Origin of the sequence: Cohnella boryungensis (genome assembly GCF_042651945.1) — a bacterium.
In the GTDB taxonomy this organism is placed as follows: Bacteria; Bacillota; Bacilli; order Paenibacillales; family Paenibacillaceae; genus Cohnella; species Cohnella boryungensis.
Genome location: NZ_JBHSED010000065.1, coordinates 81,057 through 107,943, shown reverse-complemented (window position 1 = coordinate 107,943; position 26,887 = coordinate 81,057). Strand labels below are relative to the sequence as shown.

Annotated in this window: 24 protein-coding genes and 2 pseudogenes; 10 read left to right on the top strand and 16 right to left on the bottom strand. The window is 55.4% G+C overall.

Annotated elements, in window-relative coordinates:
• Positions 1–10 precede the first annotated feature (10 nt).
• A complete protein-coding gene (locus ACFO1S_RS24205) occupies positions 11–346 on the bottom strand; it encodes an ArsR/SmtB family transcription factor (protein WP_204602481.1) in 336 nt (111 codons plus the stop codon).
• A gap of 125 nt (positions 347–471) precedes the next feature.
• On the opposite strand from ACFO1S_RS24205, the gene ACFO1S_RS24200 reads away from it, so the two are divergent.
• Complete coding sequence (locus ACFO1S_RS24200) at positions 472–1,851, top strand: MFS transporter (RefSeq protein ID WP_204602482.1); 1,380 nt, start codon at positions 472–474, stop codon at positions 1,849–1,851.
• Between the two features lie 76 nt (positions 1,852–1,927).
• Here the strand turns inward: ACFO1S_RS24200 and ACFO1S_RS24195 are convergent, their stop codons facing one another.
• The 5 genes and pseudogenes from ACFO1S_RS24195 to ACFO1S_RS24175 all read right to left on the bottom strand — a co-directional run.
• Positions 1,928–3,058, bottom strand: coding sequence for an NADH:flavin oxidoreductase (locus ACFO1S_RS24195; protein ID WP_204602483.1), 1,131 nt, complete (start codon positions 3,056–3,058; stop codon positions 1,928–1,930).
• A 159-nt stretch (positions 3,059–3,217) separates the two neighbouring features.
• Positions 3,218–4,222 carry a phosphotransferase gene (locus tag ACFO1S_RS24190; RefSeq protein WP_204602484.1) on the bottom strand — a complete coding sequence of 335 codons (1,005 nt, stop codon included), beginning with the start codon at positions 4,220–4,222 and terminating at the stop codon, positions 3,218–3,220.
• Between the two features lie 46 nt (positions 4,223–4,268).
• Positions 4,269–5,055, bottom strand: a pseudogene (locus tag ACFO1S_RS24185) (VanW family protein).
• The gene (locus ACFO1S_RS24180) at positions 5,052–5,600 is read right to left on the bottom strand and encodes a GNAT family N-acetyltransferase (RefSeq protein ID WP_204602485.1); all 549 of its coding nucleotides are present in this window, start codon (positions 5,598–5,600) and stop codon (positions 5,052–5,054) included. The pseudogene ACFO1S_RS24185 and the gene ACFO1S_RS24180 overlap by 4 nt, the downstream one beginning before the upstream one ends.
• Positions 5,601–5,758: 158 nt before the next feature.
• Positions 5,759–6,178 (bottom strand): annotated as a pseudogene (locus ACFO1S_RS24175) (HD domain-containing protein); the annotation flags it as partial.
• A 324-nt stretch (positions 6,179–6,502) separates the two neighbouring features.
• Here ACFO1S_RS24175 and ACFO1S_RS24170 point away from each other — a divergent pair.
• The 6 genes from ACFO1S_RS24170 (at position 6,503) to ACFO1S_RS24145 (ending at position 16,597) form a co-directional block, all read left to right on the top strand.
• Entirely contained in the window at positions 6,503–8,287 is a 1,785-nt protein-coding gene (locus ACFO1S_RS24170) for an ABC transporter ATP-binding protein (protein ID WP_204602486.1), read from the top strand.
• Between the two features lie 15 nt (positions 8,288–8,302).
• On the top strand, positions 8,303–8,977 hold the full coding sequence (locus ACFO1S_RS24165; protein ID WP_204602487.1) for a response regulator transcription factor: 675 nt from the start codon (positions 8,303–8,305) through the stop codon (positions 8,975–8,977).
• Positions 8,974–10,161 (top strand): HAMP domain-containing sensor histidine kinase, encoded by a 1,188-nt coding sequence (locus ACFO1S_RS24160; RefSeq protein WP_378127718.1) that lies wholly within the window; start codon positions 8,974–8,976, stop codon positions 10,159–10,161. The genes ACFO1S_RS24165 and ACFO1S_RS24160 overlap by 4 nt, the downstream gene beginning before the upstream one ends.
• A 281-nt stretch (positions 10,162–10,442) precedes the next feature.
• Complete coding sequence (locus ACFO1S_RS24155) at positions 10,443–14,249, top strand: response regulator (RefSeq protein ID WP_204602488.1); 3,807 nt, start codon at positions 10,443–10,445, stop codon at positions 14,247–14,249.
• Between the two features lie 95 nt (positions 14,250–14,344).
• Entirely contained in the window at positions 14,345–15,061 is a 717-nt protein-coding gene (locus ACFO1S_RS24150) for a response regulator transcription factor (protein WP_204602592.1), read from the top strand.
• Between the two features lie 156 nt (positions 15,062–15,217).
• Positions 15,218–16,597, top strand: coding sequence for an EAL domain-containing protein (locus ACFO1S_RS24145; RefSeq protein ID WP_204602489.1), 1,380 nt, complete (start codon positions 15,218–15,220; stop codon positions 16,595–16,597).
• Positions 16,598–16,666: 69 nt separating this feature from the next.
• Here the strand turns inward: ACFO1S_RS24145 and hisC are convergent, their stop codons facing one another.
• Positions 16,667–17,731: a histidinol-phosphate transaminase gene (hisC, locus tag ACFO1S_RS24140; protein ID WP_204602490.1), complete on the bottom strand. Its 1,065-nt coding sequence runs from the start codon at positions 17,729–17,731 to the stop codon at positions 16,667–16,669.
• Between the two features lie 146 nt (positions 17,732–17,877).
• Here hisC and ACFO1S_RS24135 point away from each other — a divergent pair, with 146 nt between their 5' ends.
• From ACFO1S_RS24135 to ACFO1S_RS24125, 3 genes are all read left to right on the top strand, one after another.
• Entirely contained in the window at positions 17,878–18,633 is a 756-nt protein-coding gene (locus ACFO1S_RS24135) for a DUF2087 domain-containing protein (RefSeq protein WP_204602491.1), read from the top strand.
• Positions 18,634–18,652: 19 nt separating this feature from the next.
• Entirely contained in the window at positions 18,653–19,015 is a 363-nt protein-coding gene (locus ACFO1S_RS24130; protein ID WP_204602492.1) for a GIY-YIG nuclease family protein, read from the top strand.
• Between the two features lie 117 nt (positions 19,016–19,132).
• Positions 19,133–20,689 carry an ABC-F family ATP-binding cassette domain-containing protein gene (locus ACFO1S_RS24125; RefSeq protein ID WP_204602493.1) on the top strand — a complete coding sequence of 519 codons (1,557 nt, stop codon included), beginning with the start codon at positions 19,133–19,135 and terminating at the stop codon, positions 20,687–20,689.
• Between the two features lie 91 nt (positions 20,690–20,780).
• Here the strand turns inward: ACFO1S_RS24125 and ACFO1S_RS24120 are convergent, their stop codons facing one another.
• The 9 genes from ACFO1S_RS24120 to ACFO1S_RS24080 form a co-directional block, all read right to left on the bottom strand.
• Complete coding sequence (locus ACFO1S_RS24120; RefSeq protein WP_204602494.1) at positions 20,781–20,921, bottom strand: hypothetical protein; 141 nt, start codon at positions 20,919–20,921, stop codon at positions 20,781–20,783.
• Positions 20,922–20,938: 17 nt separating this feature from the next.
• Complete coding sequence (locus ACFO1S_RS24115) at positions 20,939–21,457, bottom strand: GNAT family N-acetyltransferase (protein ID WP_204602495.1); 519 nt, start codon at positions 21,455–21,457, stop codon at positions 20,939–20,941.
• 17 nt (positions 21,458–21,474) lie between these two features.
• Entirely contained in the window at positions 21,475–22,116 is a 642-nt protein-coding gene (locus ACFO1S_RS24110; RefSeq protein WP_204602496.1) for an HAD family hydrolase, read from the bottom strand.
• Between the two features lie 39 nt (positions 22,117–22,155).
• Positions 22,156–23,064 (bottom strand): aldo/keto reductase, encoded by a 909-nt coding sequence (locus ACFO1S_RS24105; protein ID WP_378127715.1) that lies wholly within the window; start codon positions 23,062–23,064, stop codon positions 22,156–22,158.
• Between the two features lie 137 nt (positions 23,065–23,201).
• Complete coding sequence (locus ACFO1S_RS24100; protein WP_204602497.1) at positions 23,202–23,912, bottom strand: alpha/beta fold hydrolase; 711 nt, start codon at positions 23,910–23,912, stop codon at positions 23,202–23,204.
• 36 nt (positions 23,913–23,948) lie between these two features.
• On the bottom strand, positions 23,949–24,710 hold the full coding sequence (locus tag ACFO1S_RS24095) for an SDR family NAD(P)-dependent oxidoreductase (RefSeq protein WP_204602498.1): 762 nt from the start codon (positions 24,708–24,710) through the stop codon (positions 23,949–23,951).
• A gap of 71 nt (positions 24,711–24,781) precedes the next feature.
• Positions 24,782–25,117: a thioredoxin family protein gene (locus ACFO1S_RS24090; RefSeq protein ID WP_204602499.1), complete on the bottom strand. Its 336-nt coding sequence runs from the start codon at positions 25,115–25,117 to the stop codon at positions 24,782–24,784.
• Complete coding sequence (locus ACFO1S_RS24085; RefSeq protein WP_204602500.1) at positions 25,098–25,490, bottom strand: MerR family transcriptional regulator; 393 nt, start codon at positions 25,488–25,490, stop codon at positions 25,098–25,100. Before ACFO1S_RS24085 ends, ACFO1S_RS24090 begins: the two co-directional genes overlap by 20 nt.
• A 72-nt stretch (positions 25,491–25,562) precedes the next feature.
• Positions 25,563–26,879 (bottom strand): deoxyguanosinetriphosphate triphosphohydrolase family protein, encoded by a 1,317-nt coding sequence (locus tag ACFO1S_RS24080; RefSeq protein WP_204602501.1) that lies wholly within the window; start codon positions 26,877–26,879, stop codon positions 25,563–25,565.
• Positions 26,880–26,887: the final 8 nt, after the last annotated feature.

The following is a 26,887-nucleotide window of genomic DNA, read 5'->3' as shown; positions in this document are numbered from 1 at the left end:
TGCTCTTCCATCACTCGGCGAATAACGCCTTCTGTTCCCCCGAGCTTTCGTACGCCTCCAGAATGGAGTCCAGCAGTCCCGGGAATCTGGCCTCAAGATCTTCCGATCTTAAAGAAAGATAGCGCTGGGTTCCCTGCGCCCTCACCTGAATGACGCCGGCTTCGCGAAGCGTCCTCGCATGGTGCGAGAACGTGGATTTGACGACGGGCACCGGAATGTCTCCGCAAGTCTGTTCGCCGTTCCTACGGATTTCCGCAACGATGTATAGGCGAACCGGATCGCTCAAGGCATAGAGCACCGAGGATAAATGAATGTCGGAGCGGTCCGGATGGTGAAGTCTCTTCATCTCGTCTATTCTCCTCCCTCTTATGCGCATATGATTGCATTTTACCATACGCCATGCTATATTTCTAATGTTCGAAGATAATCGAACTTTAGAAATGCAACAAATCAAGAAAGAAGGAAACCGAGATGACCGTCCATTCCAAAGAAACAGTTCCAGGCAGCCCCGACGGCGCTTCTGTCATGAAAGAAGGTCTCGTCTCCCTCATCCTTAGCGTATCCGTGGTGCTGGTCATCATGAATACGATGATGTTTAATCTGGCATTGCCGGACGTCACAGCCGCCTTCGGATTGACGGCTTCCTCAGCCTCATGGATCGTGACGGGCTACTCCATCGTCTTCGCCATTTCTTCCATCACGTATAGCCGGCTTTCCGACTTTGTACCGCTGCGGCGGCTGTTCCTGATCGGGATTCTTTCCCTGAGCGTTGCGGCCGTAGCCGGCTATTTCAGCAACAGTTTCCTGTCCGTGCTGCTTGTCCGGCTGGTGCAAGCCTCAGGCGCAGGTTCGATTCCCGCCCTGTCCTTGGTGCTCATTGCCAGATACGTGCCGATGGCCCGCCGGGGAAGAGCAATGGCCACGATTATGTCGGCGGCTTCGCTTGGTCTCGGGTTGGGTCCTGTAATCGGAGGCGTAATCGTCGAATATTTGGGCTGGCACTTTTTGTTTTTGGTTACGGCCGTCATGCTGGCTCTTATTCCGTTCTATGCGACGCTCATTCCGAAGGAGAACCCCGCCAAAGGGTCCTTCGATGGCCTCGGCGCCTTGCTGGCCGGGCTCGGCACGACCGGATTGCTGCTCTTCCTGACAAGCCAATCCTGGATCGCGCTCCTCGCCGGAGCAGCGGCGTTGCTGCTGTTCGCCTTGCGCATTCGAACGGCTTCCGAGCCTTTCGTGCTACCGAGCTTGTTCCGCAACCGCACATATCTTCTGCTGGGCGTTGTCGGGATCGCGGCTTACCTTTGCAGCTTTGCAACCTTGTTCCTGCTGCCGCAGATTCTGGTAGGCCATTATGGACTAAGCGCCATCGGGGCAGGCCTTGTGATCTTTCCGGGATCGTTGCTCTCCATGCTTGTCTCCAGGAAGGTGGGGAGCGTCATCGATCTGCGAGGCAATGACGCGATTATCCGCTACGTCCCCTTGCTTATGCTGGCATCCGCCATACTGTTCGCCTTGTTCGTCGGAACGGGGTATCTCGCGCTCTTGTTCATCTACATTCTATTGAGCATCGGATTTACGTTCTTGTCGAGCAGCATCTCCAACGAGATGTCCCGAATATTGAAGCCGACGCAGATCGGCTCCGGCATGGGCTTGTTCCAGCTGCTGCAATTTTTCAGCGGTGCCTTCGGGGTAGCCCTGACCGCAAGCGCCCTCGGCTGGCAGAAGCAGCTCGCCGTAGAACATGCCTACAGCAACATCTATTGGGGAATGGCGCTGGTCGTACTCGTGTCCATCCTTTGTGCTTTTGCCTATCTTAGATCGAACCGACTGAGAGCAGACGCTGCATAGCTTCGTAAAAAGAACCTTCATTTTCGCTTTCTCGGCGAGAATTGAAGGTTCTTTGTCTAGAGCCTGGAGGCCCCGCTTACAAGAGCTGGTTTAATTTGTCCGATTGGAACGGAAGCAATTCCCCGTATCGGCCTTCGCGCATCTTGACGGCCCAGGCAGGATCGGCAATTAGAGCGCGGCCTACGGCGACAAGGTCGAATTCCTGGTTCTCCAGTCGAGATAACAGCTCGCCGACGTCGGCTACCTTGGAATCCTGATCCCGATATGCGCTTGTGAATTCGACTTCCAAACCGACCGAGCCGACCGTAATCGTCGGCTTGCCGGTGATTCGCTTCACCCAGCCTGCCAGATTCAGATCCGATCCCGGAAATTCAGGCTCCCAGAAGCGTCGCGTAGAGCAATGGAAAATGTCCACGCCTGCTTCGGAGAGCGGTGCGAGGAACTGCTCCAGCTGCTCCGGCGTTTCCGCCAGCTTCGCATCATAAAGCCCGGCTTTCCATTGCGAGATGCGCAGAATAATAGGAAAATCCGGACCGACAGCCAAGCGGCAGGCTCTCACAATGTCGGCGGCGAACCGCGTCCTGGAGACGATATCTCCCCCATATTCATCTTCGCGCCGATTCGTCTGTTCCCAGAAAAACTGGTCGATCAAGTAGCCGTGCGCCCCATGCAGCTCGATTCCGTCGAAGCCGATCCGCTTGGCGTCAGCTGCGGCGCTGGCGAAGGCACTCACGATAGAATCGATCTCGGCTTTTGTCAAGGGCTCGGAGAACTTCTTCCCGTTAAGCGCAAGTCCCGATGGTCCGACGGACAACGCTTCGGGGTGAGGCAGCGAGCCGTTGCGTCTAGTCATGCCGACATGCCAAAGCTGCGGCACGATTTTGCCGCCCGCCTCATGCACGGCGTCAGCCACATTCGCCCAGCCCTTCAACGCTTCCTCCCCGTGAAAATTCGGTACGTTCGGATCACCCGTAGCGGCGGGATGGTCAATCACGGTCCCTTCCGTCACGATCAGTCCGACGCCATTCTCCGCCCGCCGCTTGTAATAAGCGGCGACATCGGCTCCCGGAACCCCGTTCGGGGAGAAGCCTCGTGTCATCGGTGCCATCACGATACGATTGGGAAGCTTCAGGCCGCCCAGTTCAAAGGGCTTAAACAGCGTGTTCTCTACATTCGCTTGCAGGTCCTCGGTTTTCTTCGGATTCATGCGAATTCCTCCACTCCTGTATATTCTGTAACCGAATGCCTTCTTCGTTACCCCGATCATACGTCCACAGAGAGCTTACGGCAAGACCGCTTGCTGCATTTTTCTCGAAATCGCCGCATTATTCCAACTACGACCTTCCCGCGTTCCCGCGACATTCATTTAGGACGTTAAATATCTCTGCACGGCTTGCTCCAACGGTTCTCTCAGCTCATCCAGCTTGCGAATTCCCTCGGCCACCGAAAGAGTTTGCTCCCGAATGACCGCCGCTCCGTCGATCCCCTCCAGATAGCGATTCAGGAAATGAAGAAAGACATCGAGGGCGCGAAGACGAATCAGCGCAGGGATCGCTTCCAGCTCGGCGGGACTCATTCGCACCCGCTGTCCCGCGCCTTGAAGGAAGCTCTCGATCTTCTCCATCGCGCTCTCGCCGTTCAGAAAGCCGGACAGCAGCACGGCGACCTCCATCGCCCGCAAGTCCCAGGTGCAGAACTCAAAGTCCAGAATCGCGGCGATTCTTCCCCCGGTTTCGCGGGTGGACAGAGCGTTCGAAGCATTAATATCTCCATGGACCAGCTGATGCGGCAACGAGCGAAAACGCGGCAGCAGCGTGCGGAAGCTGCGGATTTCCGCTTCGATCAGCTTTAATTCAGGTTTCTCCCCTTGCAATTCGGCAGGGGGATCGCCGCAGAACGCGGCCAGGCTGTCCGGGGTGCACAGCGGGTAAGCGGAATCCATCTCATAATAGGGCGGATACACCGGAGACTCCGGCAGGCTCAGCCCGGCTAGCGCCTGCATCAGCTCGCCTGCGGCCGTTCCCAATTGCACGACGTTGAAGACATCCTCTTCCGGTCGCACCCCTTCGATGTAAGCGAACAGACAAGCCAGCCGCTCCGAGCCGTCGGTCAGCCGGATGAAGGTATCGCCAGCGGGAAGTCTTGCAGGACAGGGCACGCGAAAAGACAGGGGCATCTCGTTCAATGCCGTAAGCAGCAGATGCTCGTAGCGGACTTTCCGCTCGTCCTTGTGCGTCTCGTAAATCCGCAGCACCCACCTCCTGCCCTCCGCATTTATGTATCGGGTAGTATTGTTCCAGCCCGTATGTCCCTGCTCGATCTCCCATTGTCCATCCGGGAAGTAGCACTCTAGAATCGTATCGAATGGCAAACCCGGCTCCCTCTCTTCTTGCCTGATGGCGTTCTTGATCGTTATTTTAGCTGGAAGGCTCGTTCAGAAGCGGCGAATACATCATAAGCGCATGATTTTCTGTAATCTCTTCTTCCTTCAGCCATTCTCCGTCCTCAGCATAGACGTCGCGGCAAAGCAAATTGTGACGAACGTAACCGCCCCACGGCTCAAGCGTTATGCGGTGCTCTTTCTCCCTAACCTCGTAGTGGTAGCAAATACTCCCCGTCCATGCGAAGCTTGAGCTGATAAGCGACGGGGGTACGATTCAGGATGCGCAAATCCCGATAATTGTAAGCGCAGGTAGCCCCGCTGCCGAAGGGCTGGCTGCGATTCGCGTCGGGAAACACGTCGTAGCTGTGCCGATGCCGTTCGGTCACGGTAAGCTCCGTATGGAGCGTCATCCAATAGATGAGATTCGACAGCTGGCAGAGGCCGCCTCCGATGCCGGTCCGTACCTCGCCGCAGAACAGCACCATCCCGTCCACATAGCCCTTGCGCCGGGTCGGCTTGCCGAGCGTTCGCCAATACGACAGCGTTTCGCCGGGGCGCACCACGATGCCGTTCAAGCGGGGCAGCGCGGCTTGCAAATTCAGGATTTTGTTGTGCTGCAGCCACATCTCCGAGTTGGCGAGCTTGCGCAGAAGCGGTGTGCGATGCTCCATTATCGTATGAGGAAGCGTATCGGAGCTTCGGCTCCGGGCGAACCTGGCGTCGCCGAACATCCATTCCGCATAGCGACGGGAGGTATATGCCCATTTGCCGGCTTGAATGCGCAAGGAGGAACGCGGAATCGGGCGCAGCTCCGGATTCATGGCGTATCGTCCTTCCATTCCGACTTCAGAAGTCCCATCTGCAGCACGTCCCAGTATTGGCCCTTCTTGTACTGCCTTTCGCGAAGCCGGCCCTCCTGGACGAAGCCGCAGCTGGCGTAGCAGCGAATCGCCCGATCGTTGAAATCGAACACCTCAAGCTCCAGCCGATTCAGATTCATCTCGCGGAATGCAAATCCGATAAGCAGCTTCATCGCTTCCGTTCCGTAGCCTCTGCCCATATGCTCCGCCGAGCCGATAACGATGCCGATGCGTCCGACGCGATTTTTCCAATCGATGGTGTCCAGACTGATCTGACCGATATAAGCGCCGTCGTTCCGGTCGGCTATGACGAACCCCTTGCAGTCCGGGCTCCCGTCAATCATCATATGGAGAAAAGCCTCTGTCGACTCCAGCGTATGCGGGTACAGGAAAATATCCGACAGGTGAACGACCACCTCCGGATCGTTCGCCCACTGACGCATCCAGGGCAGATCGTCTTGGCGGTATTCCCGAAGCATCACTTGCGTTCCCAATATTCTCGGCATCTTCAGCCCTCCTTGGTCACAAAGTCATCCCTCAATAATCCCTCTTCTACTGCCTGCTGCAAAATATTCTGCGCGAACGCCCAAAGCGTATCCGAGACGTCCTTCACTGGTTCGAGCCTCTTAAGCACCTGCGAACGGGTAATGCCGTTCTGCTTCCAGCTCAAGCCTCCGGTGCGGCGATTATGAATGACCGGCTGAAGACGGTCGAGCGCGGCCGCATACTTCGCTTCTGCCGTGTGCCCGTCCTCGAATTCCCGCCAGAGGCTCATCCATTCGTCCCGCTGATCCCGAGGCAGCATGCCGAACAACCGTTCTGCCGCAGCCAGCTCGCGTGCTTCCTTATCCGAATACCCCTGCGTATCGTATGCGAACGTATCGCCGGCATCGATCTCTACGAGATCATGGATCAGCAGCAGCCGCACGATGCGATTCAAGTCCAAAGCCGTTTCATTCGCATGCTCCAGCAGCAGAATCGCCATCAACGAGACGTGCCAGCTATGTTCTGCGGAATTTTCAAGTCGGCTTCCATCGATCAAATACGTTTTGCGCAGCACCGACTTCAACTGATCGATCTCCATCAAGAATGACAGCTGTCCCGTCAGCCGCTCGCTGCCCATTGCCGAATTGCTCATCTTGCATTCCCTCCGTTCCTGTATCCGACTATTGTAACATGGCAGACACCCGATGGACATGTCCATCGTTCATATGCAGTTCATATATTCGAGCTAGAATAGCCTCACTGAACAGCGCGAAGCGAACCGCTCCTCATCGTCTGTCTCTGGCCGATGGAAGTGGCATTCGCCCGCTGTTACAAGCATAATGTAGCTACGCGCATTCACGGTCAGCCCCGGCAAGCTCCGGGGCATTACTTTAAGGAAATGAGGATCGCTTTCCCTATGAATATGAGCAATCGTCCCAACTCCGGCAGCACTCAGCCCGCGAAGGACAGGCCTGCTAACAACTGGAAGACGTTCTTCTCGTTGGTCAACAGCGCCAAACCGTCCAAGCCGATGCTGATCGCTGCGCTTTCTTTCAGCCTGGTCGCTACCGTCGTCGGCTTGTTCGTCCCTTTGTTTACGAAAAATCTGGTCGACGGATTTTCCTTCGATTCGTTAAGCGGAGTCCAAATTCTGCTGCTTGCAGGCGTCTTCGTGGCGCAGATGCTCGCCAGCGGGTTATCCATCTTCCTGCTGAACAAGTTCGGACAGCAGATTCTGTCCGGACTGCGCGACATTTTGTGGCGCAAGCTGCTGTATCTGCCTCTCGGTCATTACGACCGGGAAGAAACCGGCGGACTAATCAGCCGGGTCACCAATGATACGAATGTCGTCAAGCAGGTCGTCTCCGAGCATATGTCCGGATTCGTCAACGGCATTATTTCTATCGTCGGTTCCATCGTAATTTTGCTGATGATGGATTGGCAGATGACGATGGTTCTCTTGCTGGCCGTTCCGCTGACGCTTGCCATCATGATGCCGCTTGGCCGCAAGATGCACCGAATCTCCCGCAATATGCAGAACGAGACGGCAAGCTTGACCTCCGTGCTGACCCAGGTGCTGTCCGAGGTCCGATTGGTCAAATCCTCGAATGCGGAGCCGATCGAATATAAACGCGGCAAATCCGGCATTGCAAAGCTGTTCGAGCTTGGGGTCCGCGAGGGCAAAATTCAGGCCTTCATCGCCCCGTTAATGGGAATCGTCATCATGATGCTGATGGTGGCCATTATCGGCTACGGCGGCTTGCGCGTATCGAACGGTTCGATCACCGCAGGCGAGCTGGTCGCTTTCATTCTTTATTTAATTCAGATCGTAATGCCTCTCGGCCAGATCACCGCCTTCTTCACGCAGCTGCAGAAGGCCATCGGAGCGACGGAGCGGATGGTCGGCATTCTGGCTGAGGTCGAAGAGGATCACGCCAGCGGCGAACGCGTGCCGGCTGTGGATCATGCGATTGAACTGCGCAATCTCTCCTTTCATTACGACCAAGGAGAAGTAATCCTTAACGACATTAATTTTACAATACCGCACAGCCGCGTTACCGCTCTCGTCGGCCCGAGCGGCAGCGGCAAAACAACTCTGTTCTCCCTGCTCGAACGCTATTACGACCCGCAATCCGGCCATATCGCGTACGGGGAGCGGGACATCGGACAATTCTCCCTATCCTCCTGGCGCAGTCAGATCGGTTACGTCTCGCAGGAAAGTCCGCTCATGTCCGGCACGATTCGCGAGAATATCGTATACGGGCTGGATCGGGAAGTGTCCGAGGAGGAACTGCGGTCCGTCTCCCGAATGGCTTACGCGGACGGCTTTATCGATGAATTGCCCGACGGCTTCGAGACGGAGGTCGGGGAACGCGGCATGAAGCTGTCCGGGGGCCAGCGGCAGCGAATTGCCATCGCCAGAGCCCTGCTGCGCAACCCGCGCATTCTGATGCTGGACGAAGCCACGTCGGCTCTCGACAGCACCTCGGAGCGCGTCGTTCAGGAGGCGCTTAACAATCTGATGAGGGGTCGCACGACCTTGGTGATCGCCCACCGGCTATCCACCGTCGTCGATGCGGATCAGATCGTCTTTCTGGAGAAGGGCAAGGTAACCGGAATCGGAACCCACGAGCAATTGGTCGCCAGCCATGATCTGTATCGGGAATTCGCAGAGCAGCAGCTGCGCTATCCGCAGCTAGCGAACTGAAAGGAGTCGAACGCCATGTCCGGAATACTTGTTGTCGATGACGATCCGCATATCCGCGAGCTGATCGCTTTGTTTCTTGCGCAGGAGGGCTTTCAAGTGGTGACGGCCGAGCATGGGCTGGAGGCCCTTAAGCTTCTCGAATCGACTCGGGTCGATCTCGTCGTGCTGGATATTATGATGCCCTATATGGACGGCTGGGAGCTGTGTCGGGAGCTGCGCGAGCATTACGACATGCCCTTGCTCATGCTGACGGCCAAGGGCGATACCTCCCAGAAGCTAAAAGGCTTCCAATTGGGCACGGACGATTATATGGTCAAGCCCTTTGAACCGGTCGAGCTCGTCGCGCGCGTGAAGGCGCTGCTGAAGCGCTACCGCATTTCCGTATCGCAGAATGTCACCGTAGGCAGCGTCACGCTCAATCGGCACACCTATACCCTGGAGGCCGCGGGACAGACGCTGACTATTCCGCTTAAGGAGTTCGAGCTTCTGTTCAAGCTGGCCAGCTATCCCGGCAAGACCTTCTCCCGCGAGCAGCTGATCGAGCAACTCTGGGGCTACGATTACGAGGGAGACGAAAGAACCGTGGACGTTCACATCAAGAGGCTGCGCGAGAAATTTCCGGACGGACAGTACGGCTTCTCGATTGCGACCGTCCGGGGCTTGGGCTACCGTCTGGAGGTCGCCCGATGAAACGCGAGGGGCACCCTCGCCAGCACCGGCGGCGACACGGCAATTCGACGTCCGGAATGCGACGATGCTGGGGCAATTTCTATCGGGAGAACAAGGAGCATCGGCGCCGGATGCGGGAGCTCAGCCAGCCGTTCAAGCCCCGGAGGAAGGTGCTGGCGCTCCTGATCCTCTCCTTCCATATCGGCATCGCTGCCAGCTGGGCGGTTGCCTATTCCGTTATGGATCTGGTGTTCCGCTATTGGCTCCCCCAGTATGGCCATACTCCGCTTAGGCAGTATTTGGTCGTCGTGCTCACCTTCAGCTTGCTTTTTTACGCAATGAAGCTTATCCGTCTCTTTTTCGCGCCGGTGAGGCGCCAGATGGATTGGTTTCTGGAAATGATTAATGCCATGAAGCAATTGTCCCGGGGCAATTTTAACGTAAATCTGCAGACCAATCCCCGGTTTATGGGACAGTTCTCCCCGCTCGTCGACAGCTTTAACGAGATGGCCTCCGAGTTAAGCCGGATGGAGGAGATGCGGCAAGAGTTCATCTCGAACGTCTCGCACGAGATTCAATCCCCGCTCACTTCCATTGGCGGCTTTGCTCGCGCTCTGCAGCAGGACGATCTGGCCCCGGAGACGCGCAAGCGGTATGTGCAAATCATCGAAACCGAGAGCAAACGGCTGTCCCGCATGAGCGACAATCTGCTCAAGCTGACCTCGCTGGAATCCAATCATCATCCTTTCGACAAGAAAGCCTATCGGCTGGATCGGCAGCTTCGTCATCTCATTCTGTCCTGCGAGCCTCTCTGGCAAGCCAAGGAGCTCGAAATGGATGTGGACTTATCCGAGGTGACGATTGCAGCCGACGAGGATCTGATGAGCCAGGTTTGGTTGAATCTGCTCCATAACAGCATCAAGTTCACGCCGGCCGGAGGGACGATCGGAATCGCTCTGGCGGGAGAGGCGGGAAGGGTCAGACTCGTTGTGACGGACTCCGGTCCAGGCTTGTCGCAGCAAGCACTCCCCCATGTCTTCGAACGCTTCTTCAAGGCGGATCCCGCACGGGACAGATCGAGCGGCGGCAGCGGGCTGGGTTTGTCGATCGTCAAAAAAATTGTCGAAATGCACGGAGGAGAAGTCTTCGCGGATAACGCCTCTCACGGCGGAGCCCGGTTCACGGTTCTGCTCCCCCTCTCCTGATCGCTTTCGGGTGCACGCGTTGCGCTTCTCCGCCCCTTCGTAAGCTTCCGGCCCTGTCGTCGGAAGCTTATTTTATTGTGAGCCGGGCTTAAATTCTGAAACGGCGATAAACTTCCCTAACAAAATTGTCGATATTAGCGTAAGTTAGCTCTGTCGAATTATGCGGTGATTCGATATGATAGAGAAAGAAAATTTAGAAGATTTATACAGCGCGTCAATGCTTTGGATATCACGGCAAATCTGCAACGTTTGTTCTATCCGGTTAAGGGGTGATCGTCGGCATGTTTCGTTCCCTGCGCTTCAAGATTGCCTTGGCGCTCATAGTGATCAATACGCTCTCCTTCGTGGCAATGAGCCTCATTAATTACGAAACCTCGAACAGGCAGATGAACAAGGAGCTTCTGCGGTACAGTCTGTCGAGCCTGAAAAGCTTGACCACGAATTTAAGCACGATGCTGTCCCTGCGAATTAAAGAAGCGGAGCTGATAGGCCATTCGATCCCGGTTCGACTTCGCACGACCGAGGAAAGGCTGGATTTCCTAAAGACGGCCGTTCCCCTGACGAATCTGCCTGCTCGTCACGTCGGCATTGCCAATCGCGCGGGCAACATGCTGTTGACGAACGGGCGCACGATATCCGTAGCCGAGATGCCCGCCTTCAAGATGGCGTTGACCGGCAACTACAATTATTCGAATATGATGCTGGACGAGGAAGGTTATCCCGTAATGTGGATGATGATCCCCTTCTACGATATAGATTACACGCTGCTCGGCGTGATCGGCATCGCGCTCGACTCGAATCGCCTCCTGGACAAGCAGCTCGATTCTATTGGCGGCGATTACGAGGACAGTCTCATGATTCTCATCGATCAGGACACGAATCTGCTCTACCATGCGGACAAATCGCTTGTGCTTAAACGGAATTATTTCCGGGACGAGCCGGGCTCCCATAACATCTTCGAACAGATGAAAAGCAGCATCGAAGGGCACGGCGAAGCCCATATCTTCGGACGCATGGTGAAAATCTTTTACGTAAAAATGCCGGAGAGAAACTGGTATGCGGTCTATTCGATCGCCAAGAGCGAGTTCGAGGCGCCGCTGCGGAAGTCGCTATGGATGAACATGACCCTGATCGCGATCACGGAAGTTTGCTTGGGCACTCTGCTGTATCTCATAACCCAACGTTCGATCATTAGCCGATTGATGCAAGTCGTTAACGTTACCCGAAACGTGGCTACCGGCAATTTCTATCCCAAGCCTCTGGAGATCAGAAGCCAGGACGAGATGGGCATCTTGGCGACCTCGGTCAACGGGATGATCGACAATCTGCAGGAGCTGTTCGAGCCGTTCCAGGCGTTTATCCGCCACAATCACTACGCCATGATCGTTACGGATGCCCAGTTCGTGATCACCTCTTTCAACAAGCGCGCCGAAGAAATGCTGGGCTACGACGAGCGCGAAGTTCTTGGCCGCAAGACGCTGCTGCTCTGGCACGATCAGGATCAGCTTCGCGAGCGCGCGAAGTTTTATTCGGACAAGCTGCAAAGCCCCATTCAACCGGATGAATCCGTGCTGTTCCTGGTATCCCGCAAGGGCTTTCTGCCCAATTGGGAATGGACCTGGGTTTCCCGCAGAGGCATGCGGATGCTCGTTTCCTTGAATACGAGCATCATCCGTCATCCTGACGGCACGACCAAAGGCTACGTGTTGATCGCCAGAGATATTAGCGAGATTAAGCAAGCGGTCGCCACCAACACCCGATTGCTGGAAATTATGGAGAGCGCGCACGATATGATCGCTTCCTTCGACATGCGGGGACAGATCTTTTACCTGAACAAAGCCGGACACGCCTTCCTCGGCATCGACACGCTGAACGAGCACACGCAGCGCTTGAACCAGTACATGCCGATCCCGACCACGGTCCGCTTTGCGGAAGGCTTGTCCGAAGCTCGCAAGCATGGCTATTGGCAAAGCGAGATCGAGTTCATCACGGCGGGAGGAGCGGCGCAAATCACTTCGATTACAGTCGTCGCCCACCAGACAAAGGATGACCGGGATATCTTCTATTCGACCATCGTAAGGGACATTTCCGACCAGAAAGAAGTTCAGCGGCAGTTGCTGGAAGCCAAGGAAGAGGCGGACAGGGCTAATGAGGCGAAAAGCTCGTTTTTCGCGCGGATGAGCCACGAAATCCGTACGCCGTTGAACGGTATTATCGGACTGACCCATTTGCTGCAGCGGTCCGAGCTTACGGATATTCAGAGCGACTACCTGCGTCAGGTTTCGGTTTCCTCTTATAATCTGCTGGGAATTCTGAACGATATTCTGGATTTCTCCAAGCTGGAGGCGGACAAGCTGTCGCTGGAATGCGTGCCGTTCCGTCTGGAGGAGCTGCTTGAAAGGCTTAGCGGCCTCTTCTCCGTTCTGCTCGGCCCTAAGCCGGTCGATTTTATCATCCATTCCGATCCGCGTATACCGGATTGGCTTGACGGCGATCCGGTCCGTCTGGAGCAAGTGCTGCTTAACCTGGGCAGCAACGCGATTAAATTCACCAATCATGGGCTTATTGAGCTTTCGATTGAAGCGGTCGAGCTTACGCAGCGGAATGTTCATCTTAAGTTCACCGTCAAGGACAGCGGTATCGGAATGACGGACGAGCAGCGCGAGCGCTTGTTCATGCCTTTCGTGCAAGCCGACGAGAAGACGAGCCGCAAATACGGCGGAACCGGGCTGGGACTTGTCATCTCCCATACGCTCGTGGAAAGAATGGGCGGCTCCATATCCGTTCAAAGCGCTTATCACGTGGGCAGCACCTTTGCTTTCGATCTTACGCTCCCCCTGTCCGACAATCGCACCTTGACCGACAGGGCGCAATTCCCTGGCATGAAGATTATCGTGCTGGAGGATCAGAACCAAGTCGCGGAGCACTGGCGGATCATGCTCTCCTCCTTCGGCTGCGAAGCGGTCGCCTTGTCGTCCTGGCAGGAGGCGGAGCTGCTGCTTCAGCAATCCCGATGGGACGCGATGATCGTAGATATGGAAGCCGGCGACATGCACGGGGAAGAAACGTGGATGGATTGGAAGTCCAAGCTGAATCAAAGCGGCGTCAAGGTTATCTCGTCCACGACGTTGCTGGGTCGGGACGCGTTGCAGCTATTGCCGGCCGATTACAAGCCGGATGCGGTTCTCGTCAAGCCGTCCTCCCTCCTGCTCGTGCAGCAAGCGCTGCACGTCATCAGCCGATCGATGAAGGGGCTTCCGATTCGCGATATCGACAAGGCTCAGACAGCAGCCGTCCTGCCCGTAGCTGACAAGGAAAGGACCGAAAACGTTCGTCTCTGGGTCGTGGACGACCAAATCATCAATCGATTGGTCGTACAGCAGCTGCTAAGCTCCTACGGCTACTCAGCCGACCTGCTGGAAAGCGGCCGGGAAGCGGTCGAGCTGCTCGGGGAAGGCGAAGCGCAAGTGGATTTGATTCTCATGGACTTGCACATGCCGGAGATGGACGGTATCGAAGCAACCGCTCTGATCCGCAGACGGCATAGCTCCGATAAGCTGCCCATCATTGCCCTGACGGCCGATGTGACGATGGAAATGCATATGCGATGCAAGGAAGCCGGAATGAACGACATTATCACGAAGCCGATTGAGCCCGACATTCTCCTGGAAGTGATCGGCAAATGGCTTCCCTCAAGGCCGTCAGTCCCTTCTGTTCGGCCCGTCGAAACGGAGCTGTGGCCCGATCTTCCCGGCCTTCGCCCGGCCGCCGCGCTGCAAAGGCTTAACGGGAAGGGAGAATTGTACCTTAAGCTGCTGTACAAGTTCTCGCAAGAGTATTCCGATGTCCGGCAGCGTCTTGCCGCGCTGCTCAGGCAGGGCGACCGCATGGACGCCGTCCGGCTCGTGCACTCCTTGCGAGGCGCAGCCGGACACCTCGGCGCGGTCGTCATTCAGGAAGCCGCGGCGACGATGGAAAAGATGCTTCAAAGCAATGCTCCGGTGGAGGAATACGAGCAGGAATTTTATCACTATTTAGAGGAAGGCATGGATTCCATTGCGACTCTACTTCGCCGAAAAAGGAGTTAGACGAACACGATTCGACAATATATAATAGATTTACGGTGCTAAATGTTAGCAAAATATGAGCAATCCTAACAAATCGCAAAGGGTGTGACATGAAGTTGACGAGAGTGCTTGTTGTTGAAGATGATCCCATCATCGGAGAAATGCTCACCCTGTACCTCACCGAAGAAAATTTCGACGTGCAGCGCGTGGAGACCGCTCGAGAAGGCAAGCTGGCGCTCGGCATCTACAACCCGGACATTTTGTTGCTCGACTTAATGCTTCCTGATGCTAACGGAACCGAGCTTTGCGCCGAATTTAGACAGCTGACTGCGGTACCGATTATCGTGATCTCCATGAAGCCGTCTGTAACCGTGCGCATACAGGCGATCAGCAACGGAGCCGATGACTTTCTGGTCAAGCCGTTCAGCATGCAGGAGCTGAAGGTCCGCATGGAGGCCGTCTTGCGCCGGGCCACCAGCCTTAGCCCTGCGGCCAAGCCGGCCAAGGCCCTGCACGCGCACGGAGAAGCCATGCCGGACATCGATCAAGGACTGAGTCTGGATCTGGAGCGGCGTACGATCGTGCTGAACGGAGAGCATATCGAAACAACCTTTTCCGAGTACGAGATCATGAAGCTCTTTTTCCATCATCCCAACCGGGTATTCAGCCGGGAAGAACTGATCAATGCCGTCCGGGGAATCGATTCCTTCATTAACGACAGAGCGATTGACGTGCATGTGACCAATCTGAGGCGCAAGCTGGAGAAAAATCCGAAGGAGCCCCAGTACATCAAAACCGTCTGGGGGGTCGGGTATAAATTCATGAATCCTTGATGCATCCCCTCTTCCCTGTACACGGGACGACATACATAACCGAAAAAGCTCCCTGCCTGGGGAGCTTTTTCATTTTCTTCCTAATAGTTTTCCGGTAACTTTCCAAACGTTTTCTTCCCATACTTGAGAATACGATTATCGGGGGGAGGGGTTACAATGCAGGATTGGAAGCTTTCGGCCATTGTCGGTCTGCTTGCCGCATTCGTCGCCGTCAGTCTGGGCATGGGCCGCCGGTACTGGCTTAACCTTAGGCGTTTTGCCGCCCCTAAAACCGAGCCCGGTCAAGACCCGGGGCTGCACTCCCTCAAGCGCTTCAAGAAGCTGCTTCGGCATAAAGTCCGAGAAGGCATCCCGTTCTCTTTAACACTGTTGTATGTAAACGGATACAGGCCGATGAGTTCCTTGAACGAGGATCATTCCGCCCTTGAGATGCGCAAGCAATTCAGTCGAAGGCTGACGAACTGGGCTCCTGAGGACAGCCTCCTCTGCCAATTGGACCATCGACATTTCCTGGTTTGCATCCCGGAATCCGCAGGCCAGCGGACAACCTCTGCCTCGATGTGGGAGGACATGAAGGAACAGCTGTCCGCGCCTTATCGGGTGGAAGGTCAGCGATACCCCGTCACTCTTCGGACGAGCAGAGTCACCGGCCAAGGTAAACGCCACGACATCGATCAATTGATTGCCGACGCCCGCACCGCGCTTCAGCATGGAGGCGAAGACGATGTCCAGAACGATACGGAGCAAGAGAACCAACAAGCGGTCGCGATGCTCCGGCAACAGCGCATTCAAATCGATCTCCGCGCAGCGCTTGCCGACAATCAGCTTGGGCTGCACTATCAGCCTCAATATGAGCTGAATAGCGGCAAGCTCAGAGGCTTCGAAGCCCTGCTGCGATGGAATCACCCCGAATTGGGAAAAGTGATGCCGCTTGAGGTGATCCCGATTGCCGAACAACTGGGCATCGTTGCGCAGCTTGGGGAGTGGGTTCTGCTCCAGTCTTGCCGTACGCTGCTTCAGGTCGCTCCCTCCCCGTCCCGTCTGACGATATCGGTGAATATCTCCGGCATGCAGATGATGGATGAGAGCTTTCCCGAGAGGCTGCAAGCGATCCTGCGCGATACCGGCATCTCCCCCGAGCGGCTGGAGCTTGAGGTAAAGGAAGCCGCTTTAAGCGGCCGGATCGAGACGGCGGAGAAGCAGCTGATGAAGCTGCGCGCATTAGGCGTCCGTCTGGCGCTGGACGACTTCGGCGCTTGCTCCTCCTCCATGCTGTATGTACGCAAGCTGCCGTTTCAGATCATCAAGATCGATCATAAAGCCAAGCCCGCGACCCAATACGAGGAGCAGTCCGAGGTATGGGGACCTATGATCCGCTTCATGAAGAAGCATGAATACGGAATTATCGCCAAGGGGCTGGAAACCTACGAGCAGCTTGCGTACTTGAAGAAGTGCCAGTGCGATTACGGGCAAGGCTTTCTGCTGAGCCACCCGTTATCCTGCGAGGAGCTTCCCCCTCTCATTCATTCGGTATAGCAAGCGATTTCTCCCCGTCTTCCGACAGGAATTTCCCTTCGCTCTCAACGAACAGAGGCGTCCGCTCGATCATGCTTCAGCCAGAATCTGGCCGAGGGCATCCAGCAGGGCGTCCATTTCTTCGTCCGTGCCGATGCTGATGCGAAGATATTGATCGATTCTAGGCTTGTTGAAGTATCGAACGAGTATCCCCCTCTTCTTCAGCTCTGCGAACAGCTCCTGAGCCGACCTTCTCGGGCAGGTCGCAAAGACGAAGTTCGCCTGCGATTCAATCACCTCAAAGCCTATTCCCGCCAACGCCTCGGTCGTTCTCTCCCGCGTCGCTTGAATTTTACGATTCGTTTCTTCGAAGTAGGCCTGATCCTCGAACGAGGCGATCGCCCCAGCCAAGGCAAGACGATCCAGCGTGTAAGAATTGAAGGAATTTTTGATCCGGTTCAGTCCTTCGATTAAGTCGGGATGGCCCATGGCCAATCCGACCCGCAGCCCGGCCAAGGACCGTGACTTCGACAACGTCTGAACGACGAGCAAATTCGGATAGTCGGCGATCAGCGGAATTGCGGATTGCCCGCCGAAGTCGATATAAGCCTCATCGATAATGACCACTTGATCGGAATTGGCGTCAAGAATTTGTTTAATGCCATGAATAGATAGCAATCTGGCCGTAGGCGCATTTGGATTCGGCAGGACGACGCCCCCGTTATGCGCTCCGTACCGCTGTGGATCGATCACGAAGCGTTCATCCGTCGGTACGGTTTCGTAACTCAAGCCGTACAGTTGGGCGTACACGGGATAGAAAGTGTAAGTAACATCCGGGAAAAGGATCGGTTTAGCCGCGGTGAAGAATGCCGGGAAGGCAAACGCCAGAATTTCGTCCGAGCCGTTCCCGACGAAGATTTGCTCCTTGCCCAGACCATAGTAGGAAGCGACTGTTTCCCTGAGGGCATCGCAAGAAGGATCGGGGTATAGCCGGAGATCCGCGTTAGCTGCATGACGCAGCGCTTCGATCACCTTGGGCGAAGGCGGATAAGGATTTTCGTTCGTATTCAGCTTAATATAACGTTGGTCTTTCGGTTGTTCGCCAGGCACATAGGGAACTAGGGATGCAGTTAGCTCGCTCCAAAATCGACTCAAGAGAGGAACCTCCAGGAAGTTTTTCTTTTGATTATACCCCCCTGCCCCTTTCAGGTCTATGCTGCCGGTGCTCATGTTGACGATTATCAAACAATATTGTATATTGTCTATCATAGTAACAAACGAAATAAGGGTGTGTTTGATAATTGGATGTGAATGATGCTTTCTGGGGTTGTTCGTTGGAGGAATTGAAGCAAGGCTACGTGCAAGAGGCCGACCGGTATATCTGCTTGCTCTGCGGCATAAGCACAGAGGAAGGAATCATCTACCCGGAAGACGGACGTTATTATGATGCGAGGAAGTTCATGGGCAAGCACATCGAGAGCAAGCACGGCTCCGTGTTTGACTACCTAATCTCGCTGGACAAGAAGCTGACCGGCTTGACCGATCATCAGAACAGCCTGCTGCGGCTATTCTATGAAGGGACATCCGATGACGGCATTCGCAAGGAGCTTGGCATCGGCAGCGCCTCGACGATACGCAATCATCGCTTCGTGCTTAAGGAGAAGGAACGGCAATCTCGCGTATTTCTCGTCCTGATGGAGCTGCTGAAGGAACGGGATCGGCATGCGCCGGAAATCGTCAACGTCCACAAGACCGCCAGAATGGTCGACGAGCGTTATCATATTACCGCGGAAGAAACGGCGAAGACGCTGAGCAAGTATTTCCCTGAAGGCCCGAAGGGTCCAATGACTACCTTTGACGTGAAGGAAAAGCAGAAGCTGATCCTGCTCCGCGAGCTGGCGAAGCGGTTCGAGCCCCAGCGAATCTATACGGAGAAGGAAGTGAACGAAATTCTCGCTTCGGCGTATGAGGATTATGCCAGCTTGAGAAGGTACTTAATTGAATATGGCTTTATGGGCCGTCAACCGGACGGCAGCCAATATTGGCTGAAAGATTAAAGGTTGGAGTGATTTCCCGATGAAACCGGACAAAGAAAAACGCGCGCAGCTGGTGGAGAAATTCCAGGATATTCCGATCCAGGCTGGCGTATATCAGATTAGGAACAAAGTGAACGGCAAGCTGCTCGTGGACAGCACCCCGAATTTGAAGTCCCTCAACGGGAGAAGCACGAGCCTGCAGCTAGGCAGCGACCGCAATGCCGCGCTGCAGAGAGAATGGAACGAATTCGGCGCCGATTCGTTCGCGATGGAAATATTGGAAGTGTTAAAGCCGAACGACAACCCTTATTTCAGCGTGAAAGACGAGCTCAAGAAGCTGGAAGAGCAATGGATGAACAAGCTTCAGCCTTATGGAGATCGAGGCTATCACGTGCTGAAATAACCTCTTCCCTGCCGAACCTTTGTAAAACTCAACGCGAAAGCGTTGAGTTTTGCGCGTTCAAGCGCTTATAATATACACTAGTGTGTCTATAACCGGAAAAGAAAAAGGTGTCTGCTCATGAGTATTTTGACGGTAACGAATTTATCTCACGGCTTCGGCGATCGAGCCATCTTCAACGATGTATCCTTCCGTTTGCTGAAGGGCGAGCACGTAGGCCTCGTCGGCGCGAACGGCGAAGGCAAATCGACTTTCATGAATATTATTACCGGGCATCTGGAGCCCGATGCCGGCAAGGTGGAATGGGCGAAGAAGGTTCGTGTCGGATATCTGGATCAGCACTCGGTTCTCCAGAAAGGAATGACGATTCGGGACGTTCTTCGTGGAGCGTTCCGCTATCTCGTCGACCTCGAGACCGAGATGAATGCCATGTACGAGAAGATGGGCTCCGTTACGCCCGAAGAGCTGGAGCAACTGCTGGACGAAGTCGGTACGATTCAGGATATTCTGACGAACAACGATTTCTATTTGATCGACGCCAAGGTCGAGGAAATCGCGCGCGGACTGGGTCTAGGCGATATCGGACTTGATCGGGACGTACACGATCTTAGCGGCGGTCAACGCACGAAGGTGCTGCTGGCCAAGCTGCTGCTCGAAAAACCCGACATTCTGATCTTGGACGAACCGACCAACTATCTGGACGAGCAGCATATCGAATGGCTCAAGCGCTACTTGCAGGAATACGAGAATGCGTTTATTCTCGTATCCCACGATATTCCTTTCCTGAACAGCGTCATCAATCTGATCTATCATATGGGCAATCAAGAACTGAACCGCTACGTGGGGGACTACGATAATTTCGTCCAGCTGCATGAAGCAAAGAAGCAACAGCTGGAATCCGCCTACAAGCGCCAGCAGCAAGAAATCGAGGATCTGAAAGACTTCGTCGCCCGCAACAAGGCGCGCGTGTCCACCCGCAATATGGCGATGTCCCGTCAGAAGAAGCTGGATAACATGGACATTATCGAGCTGGCCAGGGAGAAGCCCAAGCCTGAATTCAACTTCAAGGAGGCGCGGACATCCGGCCGCATGATCTTCGAGGCGAAAAGTCTGGTCATCGGATATGAGGAGCCTCTGTGCCGTCCGATCGACTTGCTGATGGAGCGCGGCCAGAAGATCGCGATTGTCGGCGCCAACGGCATCGGCAAGACGACTTTGCTCCGCAGCCTGCTGGGCCAGCTCCCTCCTCTCTCCGGCGAAGCCAAACAAGGAGACAACCTGTTTACCGGTTATTTCGAGCAGGAAGTGAAAGAAACGGCGGATGAGACCTGTATCGACGCTGTATGGAAGAACTTCCCTGCCATGACGCAATTCGAAGTGCGAGCGGCGTTAGCCAAGTGCGGCTTGACGACAAAGCATATCGAGAGCAAGGTCGCCGTGCTCAGCGGAGGCGAGAAAGCGAAGGTCCGCTTATGCAATCTGATCAACAAGCAGACCAATCTTCTCGTGCTTGACGAACCGACGAACCATCTCGACGTCGATGCGAAGGACGAGCTTAAGCGCGCATTGAAGGCTTACAAAGGCAGCATTCTGCTCATCAGCCACGAGCCTGAATTTTACCGCGAGATCGCCACCGAGGTGTGGAATTGCGAATCCTGGACGACCAAAGTATTCTAGTCGTCCGGCGCGTGGACGTGTAAGCATAATAAAGCCCCGCCTGGCGCAAAGGAGAACGACCGCCTTTTCGCGCCAAGCGGGGCTTTATGCTTTATTTGGTCGGCTCGCGCAAAGCGCTGCGGATATCGTCCAGCGTCTTCTGCATTTGGCTCATTCGCTGCAAGCCGGAATATTGATTGCCGATAACGCCCGCAAACCCGATGATCAGGATGACCGCAATGAACAAAGTCACCGAATTCACCCCTTTCGTCAATTCGTTTCGACTTTGCGCCCCATCAGAACAAGATCACGATCGATTCCATCCAGCGTGGCCACGCCCGGTAGCCTTCCCCATTGCTCGAAGCCGAACTTCCTGAGCAATGTCAGGCTTGGAGCGTTGTGACCGAATACGAGCGCTACGATGCTGCGGATGCCCAAACCGGGACACGCTTCTAGCGCCTTCTCCAAAAACAGGCTCCCGATGCCCTTGGAGCGGTATTTCGGCGCGATATAGATGCTGATCTCCGCGGTGGCGTCGTAGGCGGCTCTGCTGTTGAAGGTGGAGAAGCTCAGCCAGGCCACCAGCTCTCCTTCATTCTTCATTACCCATAGAGGTCTGCGATCCTCCGAATGCTCCTCGAACCAACCGATCCGGCTCTCCGGCGTAGCCGGCTCCAGATCGGCCGTCACCATACGGCTGGCGATCGTCGTATTGTAGATGTCCACAATGCCTGCAAGGTCTTCTCTGACGGCATGCACGATGTCGTATTGATGCGCTTCTCTCTTCATGCTGATTGCCTCCGCTCTTACAGCTCTTCGATGCGAATGTCTCTGATCGAATGCACGATCCGATCGGCCGCAGATAAATCCTGGTTGCCCGAATTCACGTTGACATAGCCGTAGCAGCGCATTCCCGCCGCTTTGGCGGCTGCGACTCCGTTTCTGGAATCTTCGATAACGACGCACTGACCGGGATCGGCGCCGAGCATTCTCGCCGCCTCAAGGAAAACATCGGGAGCCGGCTTCCCCCGGGCTACTTCTTCGCCGCTGACCACGACAGAGAAGCAGTCGGCAATCTCGAACTTGTTCAGCACTTCCATGATGAAAGCTCTTGGAGATGAAGAAGCGAGTCCGCAAGGGATGCCTTGAGCCTTCAATTCGCCCAACAGCTCTGCAATGCCTTCGATAGGCGTGTAGGACTGCTCGCGCAGCGTGCGGATTTTGGCCGACAATTGATATTCGATAATTTCCGCTACAGGCGGGGCAAGCGCATGCTCGTCCTTGATCAACGTCCACATATCGGGGTTCGTCATACCGACGTACCTCTCCAGCCGTTCCTTGGTGATCTCGGCGCCGAAGTGCCGCATCGTATGAATGTCGATTTCGAAATGAAGCGGCTCGCTGTCGATGATCACGCCGTCCATATCGAAAATGAAAGCTTGTGCCATGATGTAAGCTCCTCCGCAGCGATTTCTGGATTCGGCGCCCTAAGCGACCGGAGAACAGCCTGCCTCGTCAAGTCGGCGCTTGGCTTCCTCGTACACCTCGGCAGACAATTCCCCCTTGCGGGCGTAACGCAAATTTTCCTCCAGATGAACGGGATTTTTCGTCCCTACAATCGTCGTGGACATCTGCGGATGAGAAAGCGTGAACCTTAACAGAAATCCGGTACGGGTTTCGCCTTCCTCCAGCAGCTCGTCAAGATTGGCCTTGTCCCAGTACGCCCAGCGATCGGCCAGACCTCGTCCGGCTCCAGGCTCTCCCTGTCCGACGCCTCCGCGGATGATGACGCCCGCGCCTTGCTCTCCGGCAGCCTGCACAAGCGTTTCATGCTCCCTTTCCAGTGCGGAATACGGAATCTGGAACGTGTCGTAATCCCCGTTCTCGATGTAGGAAGGAATATGGGGCAGGTAGCTCGATATGCCGATCCAGCGGACCTTGCCGGTCGCCTGAATCTCCTTAAGCACTTCTACAAGACCGCCTTCCTCCGTCTGTTGAACGGTCGGTCCGTGAAGCTGCAGCAGATCGATGTAATCCGTCTTCATCCGGCTTAGGCTGGTCTCGATGTTATGAAGCAGATTGTCCCGCGTCCAGACGTGCGGCGTCTCGTCATGATCCCCGCAATCCACCAGCGTACAGCCGCATTTGGTGGCGAGAACGTATTCGGCTCTGCGATGGCTGATGTACCGCCCGATCAATTCCTCGCTCCGGCCGTAGTCGTATGAAGTATCGATGAAATTAATGCCGGAGTCCAAGACGGCGTTCAGAATCCGTTCCGACTCGGCATCGGTCACCGGTCGACCGTTCCATACCCGAGGGCCGCGGATTTCCATTGCTCCGTAACCTAGCTTGGTGACCTTCAAGCCCGTTCTTCCCAAAGTTGTCTGTTTCAACATCCGTTCTCTCCCTCTCCCTACCTGAATGTACCGCCTATCCCATTGTACTTGAAAACGATTTCGATTGGCATACCCGGAAAACAAATGATGTGGCCATCGTGCGCGTCGGCAGAACAAAAGGCCAGAAGCCGCAGGCTTCATGCCGGATGAATGAACTCGTAGATCGTTCGATATAAGCGATCCTTCTCCGTGTTGCGGATATCGTGGCCGGAATGCTCGAAGGCCGCAAAAGAAGCCTCGACGCACAACCGTTCGTAACGTCTGCAGTCCTCGTCGGATAGCAGGCTTCCCTCCAGCTTCCCGCGCAGAACGAGCAGCCGCTTGTGGATTCCTCTGGAGAAGCGCTTGGCGATCGACTCCTCGGCGATGCCGCGCACCGCCTCCTGCCGAATATTCCGCTGCCGCGAGAAGGGCACCAGATAATGGTGGATGTATTCGTCCGCCCAGCCTTCCGGCATCGCCTTATGCTCCGCCGGATAATCTTGCAGGATGAGGGATTGAATGATATTGGACGGATGCTTGTCGCAGTATCCAAGCGCGTATGACACGCCGCGGGAATTGGCGAACAGATGAAAGCGGCTCGGCTTGGCGTCGGCGATTACGGCTTCGATATCCGCTACGTGCTCGTCCAGACCATAGCCCCGATCCGGCGTATCGCTGAGTCCCCGCCCTCTGAAGGACAACGCGATGCATTTCCTCGGAGCCAGGTATTCCATCAGTTCAATATACTCCTCGGCTGTTTCGGATAAGCCTGGGCAGATGAGGAGGGGAACCGATGTCGAGTCCTCGTTCGAGGTCAAATAATGTATCGTAACTCCGTCATGACTGATGAAATGCGAGCGGATCATCCGTTCTCCTCCCGACGTTCCTTTGTCCGATTATCGCTAGATGGCCGGCATCACATTGCCGCCGCTGACCGGAATATAAGCGCCCGTAATAAAGCTCGCCAGATCCGAAGCGAGGAACGCGACCGCATTGGCGATCTCTTGATCCGTTCCCCTCCGCTTCAGCGGCACGGATTGCTCGTACGACTCGCTGCGCTCCGTCTTGTTCAAGCGGTCCCGTTCGCTGATCGTCCAACCCGGCGCTACCTGGTTCACCGTAATTTGGTGCTCTCCGATTTCCTTGGCGAGAACGCGATAAACGCCGTCCATGCCCCGTTTGCCGGAGACGTAGGCCGATTGGTTGACGAAATTCTGCATCGCGCACTCCGTATTAATCCCGATGAACCTTCCCCATCTCCGGTCGATCATAGCCGGGGCGAACGCTTTCGCCAGATAAACGCTCTGCATTACGCAGGAATCGAACTGACTGGCGTAATCCTCAATCGGCTGCTCCAGAATGCTTTTCCATTCGTATTGAACAACCGCGTTCGCCACAACGATATCGACGGCGCCAAGCTGCTCCTCGATGACTGTCTTCATGTCGAGGATCGACTCCAGGCGGGTGACATCCGCCTTCATGATAGCCGTCCGGGAGCCGAAGCTCTGGAGCTCTTGCTGCAGCGCGACGGCCTGCGCCTCGTTGCTTCGGTAATGGATGGCGATATTCGCCCCGCACTTCGCCAGCGTTCTCGCCATGACGCGCCCAAGCTCGCCTGTCGCCCCGGTGACCAACGCGGTTCTATTCTTCAGATCGATAAGCATGCGAATAAACTCCTTTCCTCTGTTCTCTTCATGATAGGCAACTTTTTACCTAAAAACAACAAAAAGCCGCATCAGCGCGGCTTTTCGATTCCGATATATTTCTCGAGCAAACTTGAATATACCGCCTTCGGACGCAGTCCGACCAGCTTCTCGACCGGTTCTCCATGCCGGAACACCAGCACGGTCGGCATGGACATGACTCCGAATTCGGAAGCAGTCTCCGGCGAGGCGTCGCAATCCACCTCCAGCATCGTCACCCTCTCCCCATAGCTTTCCTCAAGCTCGTCAAGCAGAGGCTTCAGTACTTTGCAGGGCGGACACCACGACGCTCCGAATTCGACCAGCGTGACCCCTTGCGGGCGCAGGCTCATTCTGAAATTAACGTCATTAACTAAAGTCAGACTCATTCTTTTCTCCTCCGATACCCGGTTGTTTGTCCTCCTGTATCGATCGGATCCGGTCCAGCAAGTTCGTACGGATCTGGTTAAGCTCGCGAAGCTGTTCGTCGATCTCCCGCAGCTTGCTCTCATAGATCGGCAGCACCTCTTCACAGAAGGCTTCCTTGTTCATCAGCACGCATTGCATGAAGCTGGCAATCTGCACGGTCGACAACCCGAGCGCCAAATACAGCCGGATTGTCCCCACTTGCTCCACAGCCAAGGGGGAATACTCCCGATAACCGTTGCCGCCTCGATGCGAGCTTAGCAGCTTCTGCTTCTCGTAATAACGCAGCGAACGGATGCTGACGCCGGTCTTCGCGGATAACTCGCCGATTTTCAAGCCTGCTCCTCCTTTCCGATCGATGGAGCCAGTATAAACCCTGACATCACTGTCAGGGTCAAGGAGAAATGTTTAATCTCTTTCGTAGATCGATCCGGAACGGCTTGCGAAAAACTCTGCGTATACCTTCTCTGCATAAGCGTCCGTCATGCCCGATATATAGTCTGCGGCAAGACGCTCCCATGCCCATCTGTCCTTCTGCGCTTCATAGCTGGCCAGCCAGTCCGGCGGAATGATCAGCTTGCCCGTGTCGTAATTCTTGAAGCTGCCCCACAGCCGCTCGATCATGACCTCGCTCCGCTTGTGCAGGCGCTGTACGCGAAAATCCTTGATCAGCGTCACCCAGGCAAGCTTCTTCAAAATTTCCATCGTCCGCAGCAGCTCGGAGTTTTGCCGATTGTCGCGAACGAGCGTAACCTTCTTCCAGCCCCTCGCCGCATCGTCGATAATGCCGACATCGTTGGCGAACCTTCTTACCCAGCGGGCTTTCATTTCCCGTCGTGTGCGCGAAGGCTCGCGATCGCACTCCGCATAGATCGTCTCCCACTGCTCGAAGTATTCGATGAGCACCCGCTTGACCATCTCCGCCTGATCGATATTGTCCCAATTGGCGGCGGAATAGCTCGGGTCCTCCGTGATTTCCTGAATGACGTGAGCGACCAAACGGTCGTCCTCGAAGAAGGCCCGGTCCATCTGGATTTTGCCCGCGCGGATTCCGTCCTCCAGATCGTGCGTGGAATAGGCAATATCGTCGCACAAGTCCATCAACTGGGCTTCAAGCGTCGCGCAGCCCTCCGGCATGCCCCAGGTTTGCCGCAGGAAGTCGATGCCTTCCCATTCCTTGCGGTAGACCCCCTTCTGCTTGCCCGGTTCATCGATACAGGCGGGATACTTATTGATCGCCAGCAGCACCGAGGCCGTTAGATCAAGCCCGCTGTCGCTGCCCGCGCGCTTCTCCAGAAACATCAGAATGCGAAAGTTCTGCGCATTGCCCTCGTACTTGAGACCGTGCTCCTTCTGGAGAAGCTGGTTCAGCACCTCTTCACCCTTATGTCCGAACGGCGGGTGCCCCAGATCGTGGGCAAGCGAAGCGCACTCGACGACGTCCGGATCGATCATTAGGCCCGGATGCTCTTTGCGGGACAATAAGGCGCATTGCTTCCCCAGCCTTCTCGCCACCTCGCGCGCGATCTGGGAGACCTCCAGCGAGTGGGTCAGCCTAGTCCGGTAATAATCGCCGGAGCCCGCGCCGAATACTTGCGACTTGCCTTGCAGTCTGCGGAATGCGGGCGATTGAATCAAGCGGGCGTAATCCTTCTCGTATTCGTCCCGGTCTTCGCCGGAATACACGTTCTCCGTGTCGTAAAGCCTCATTTTTCTAACGTTCATAACACGCC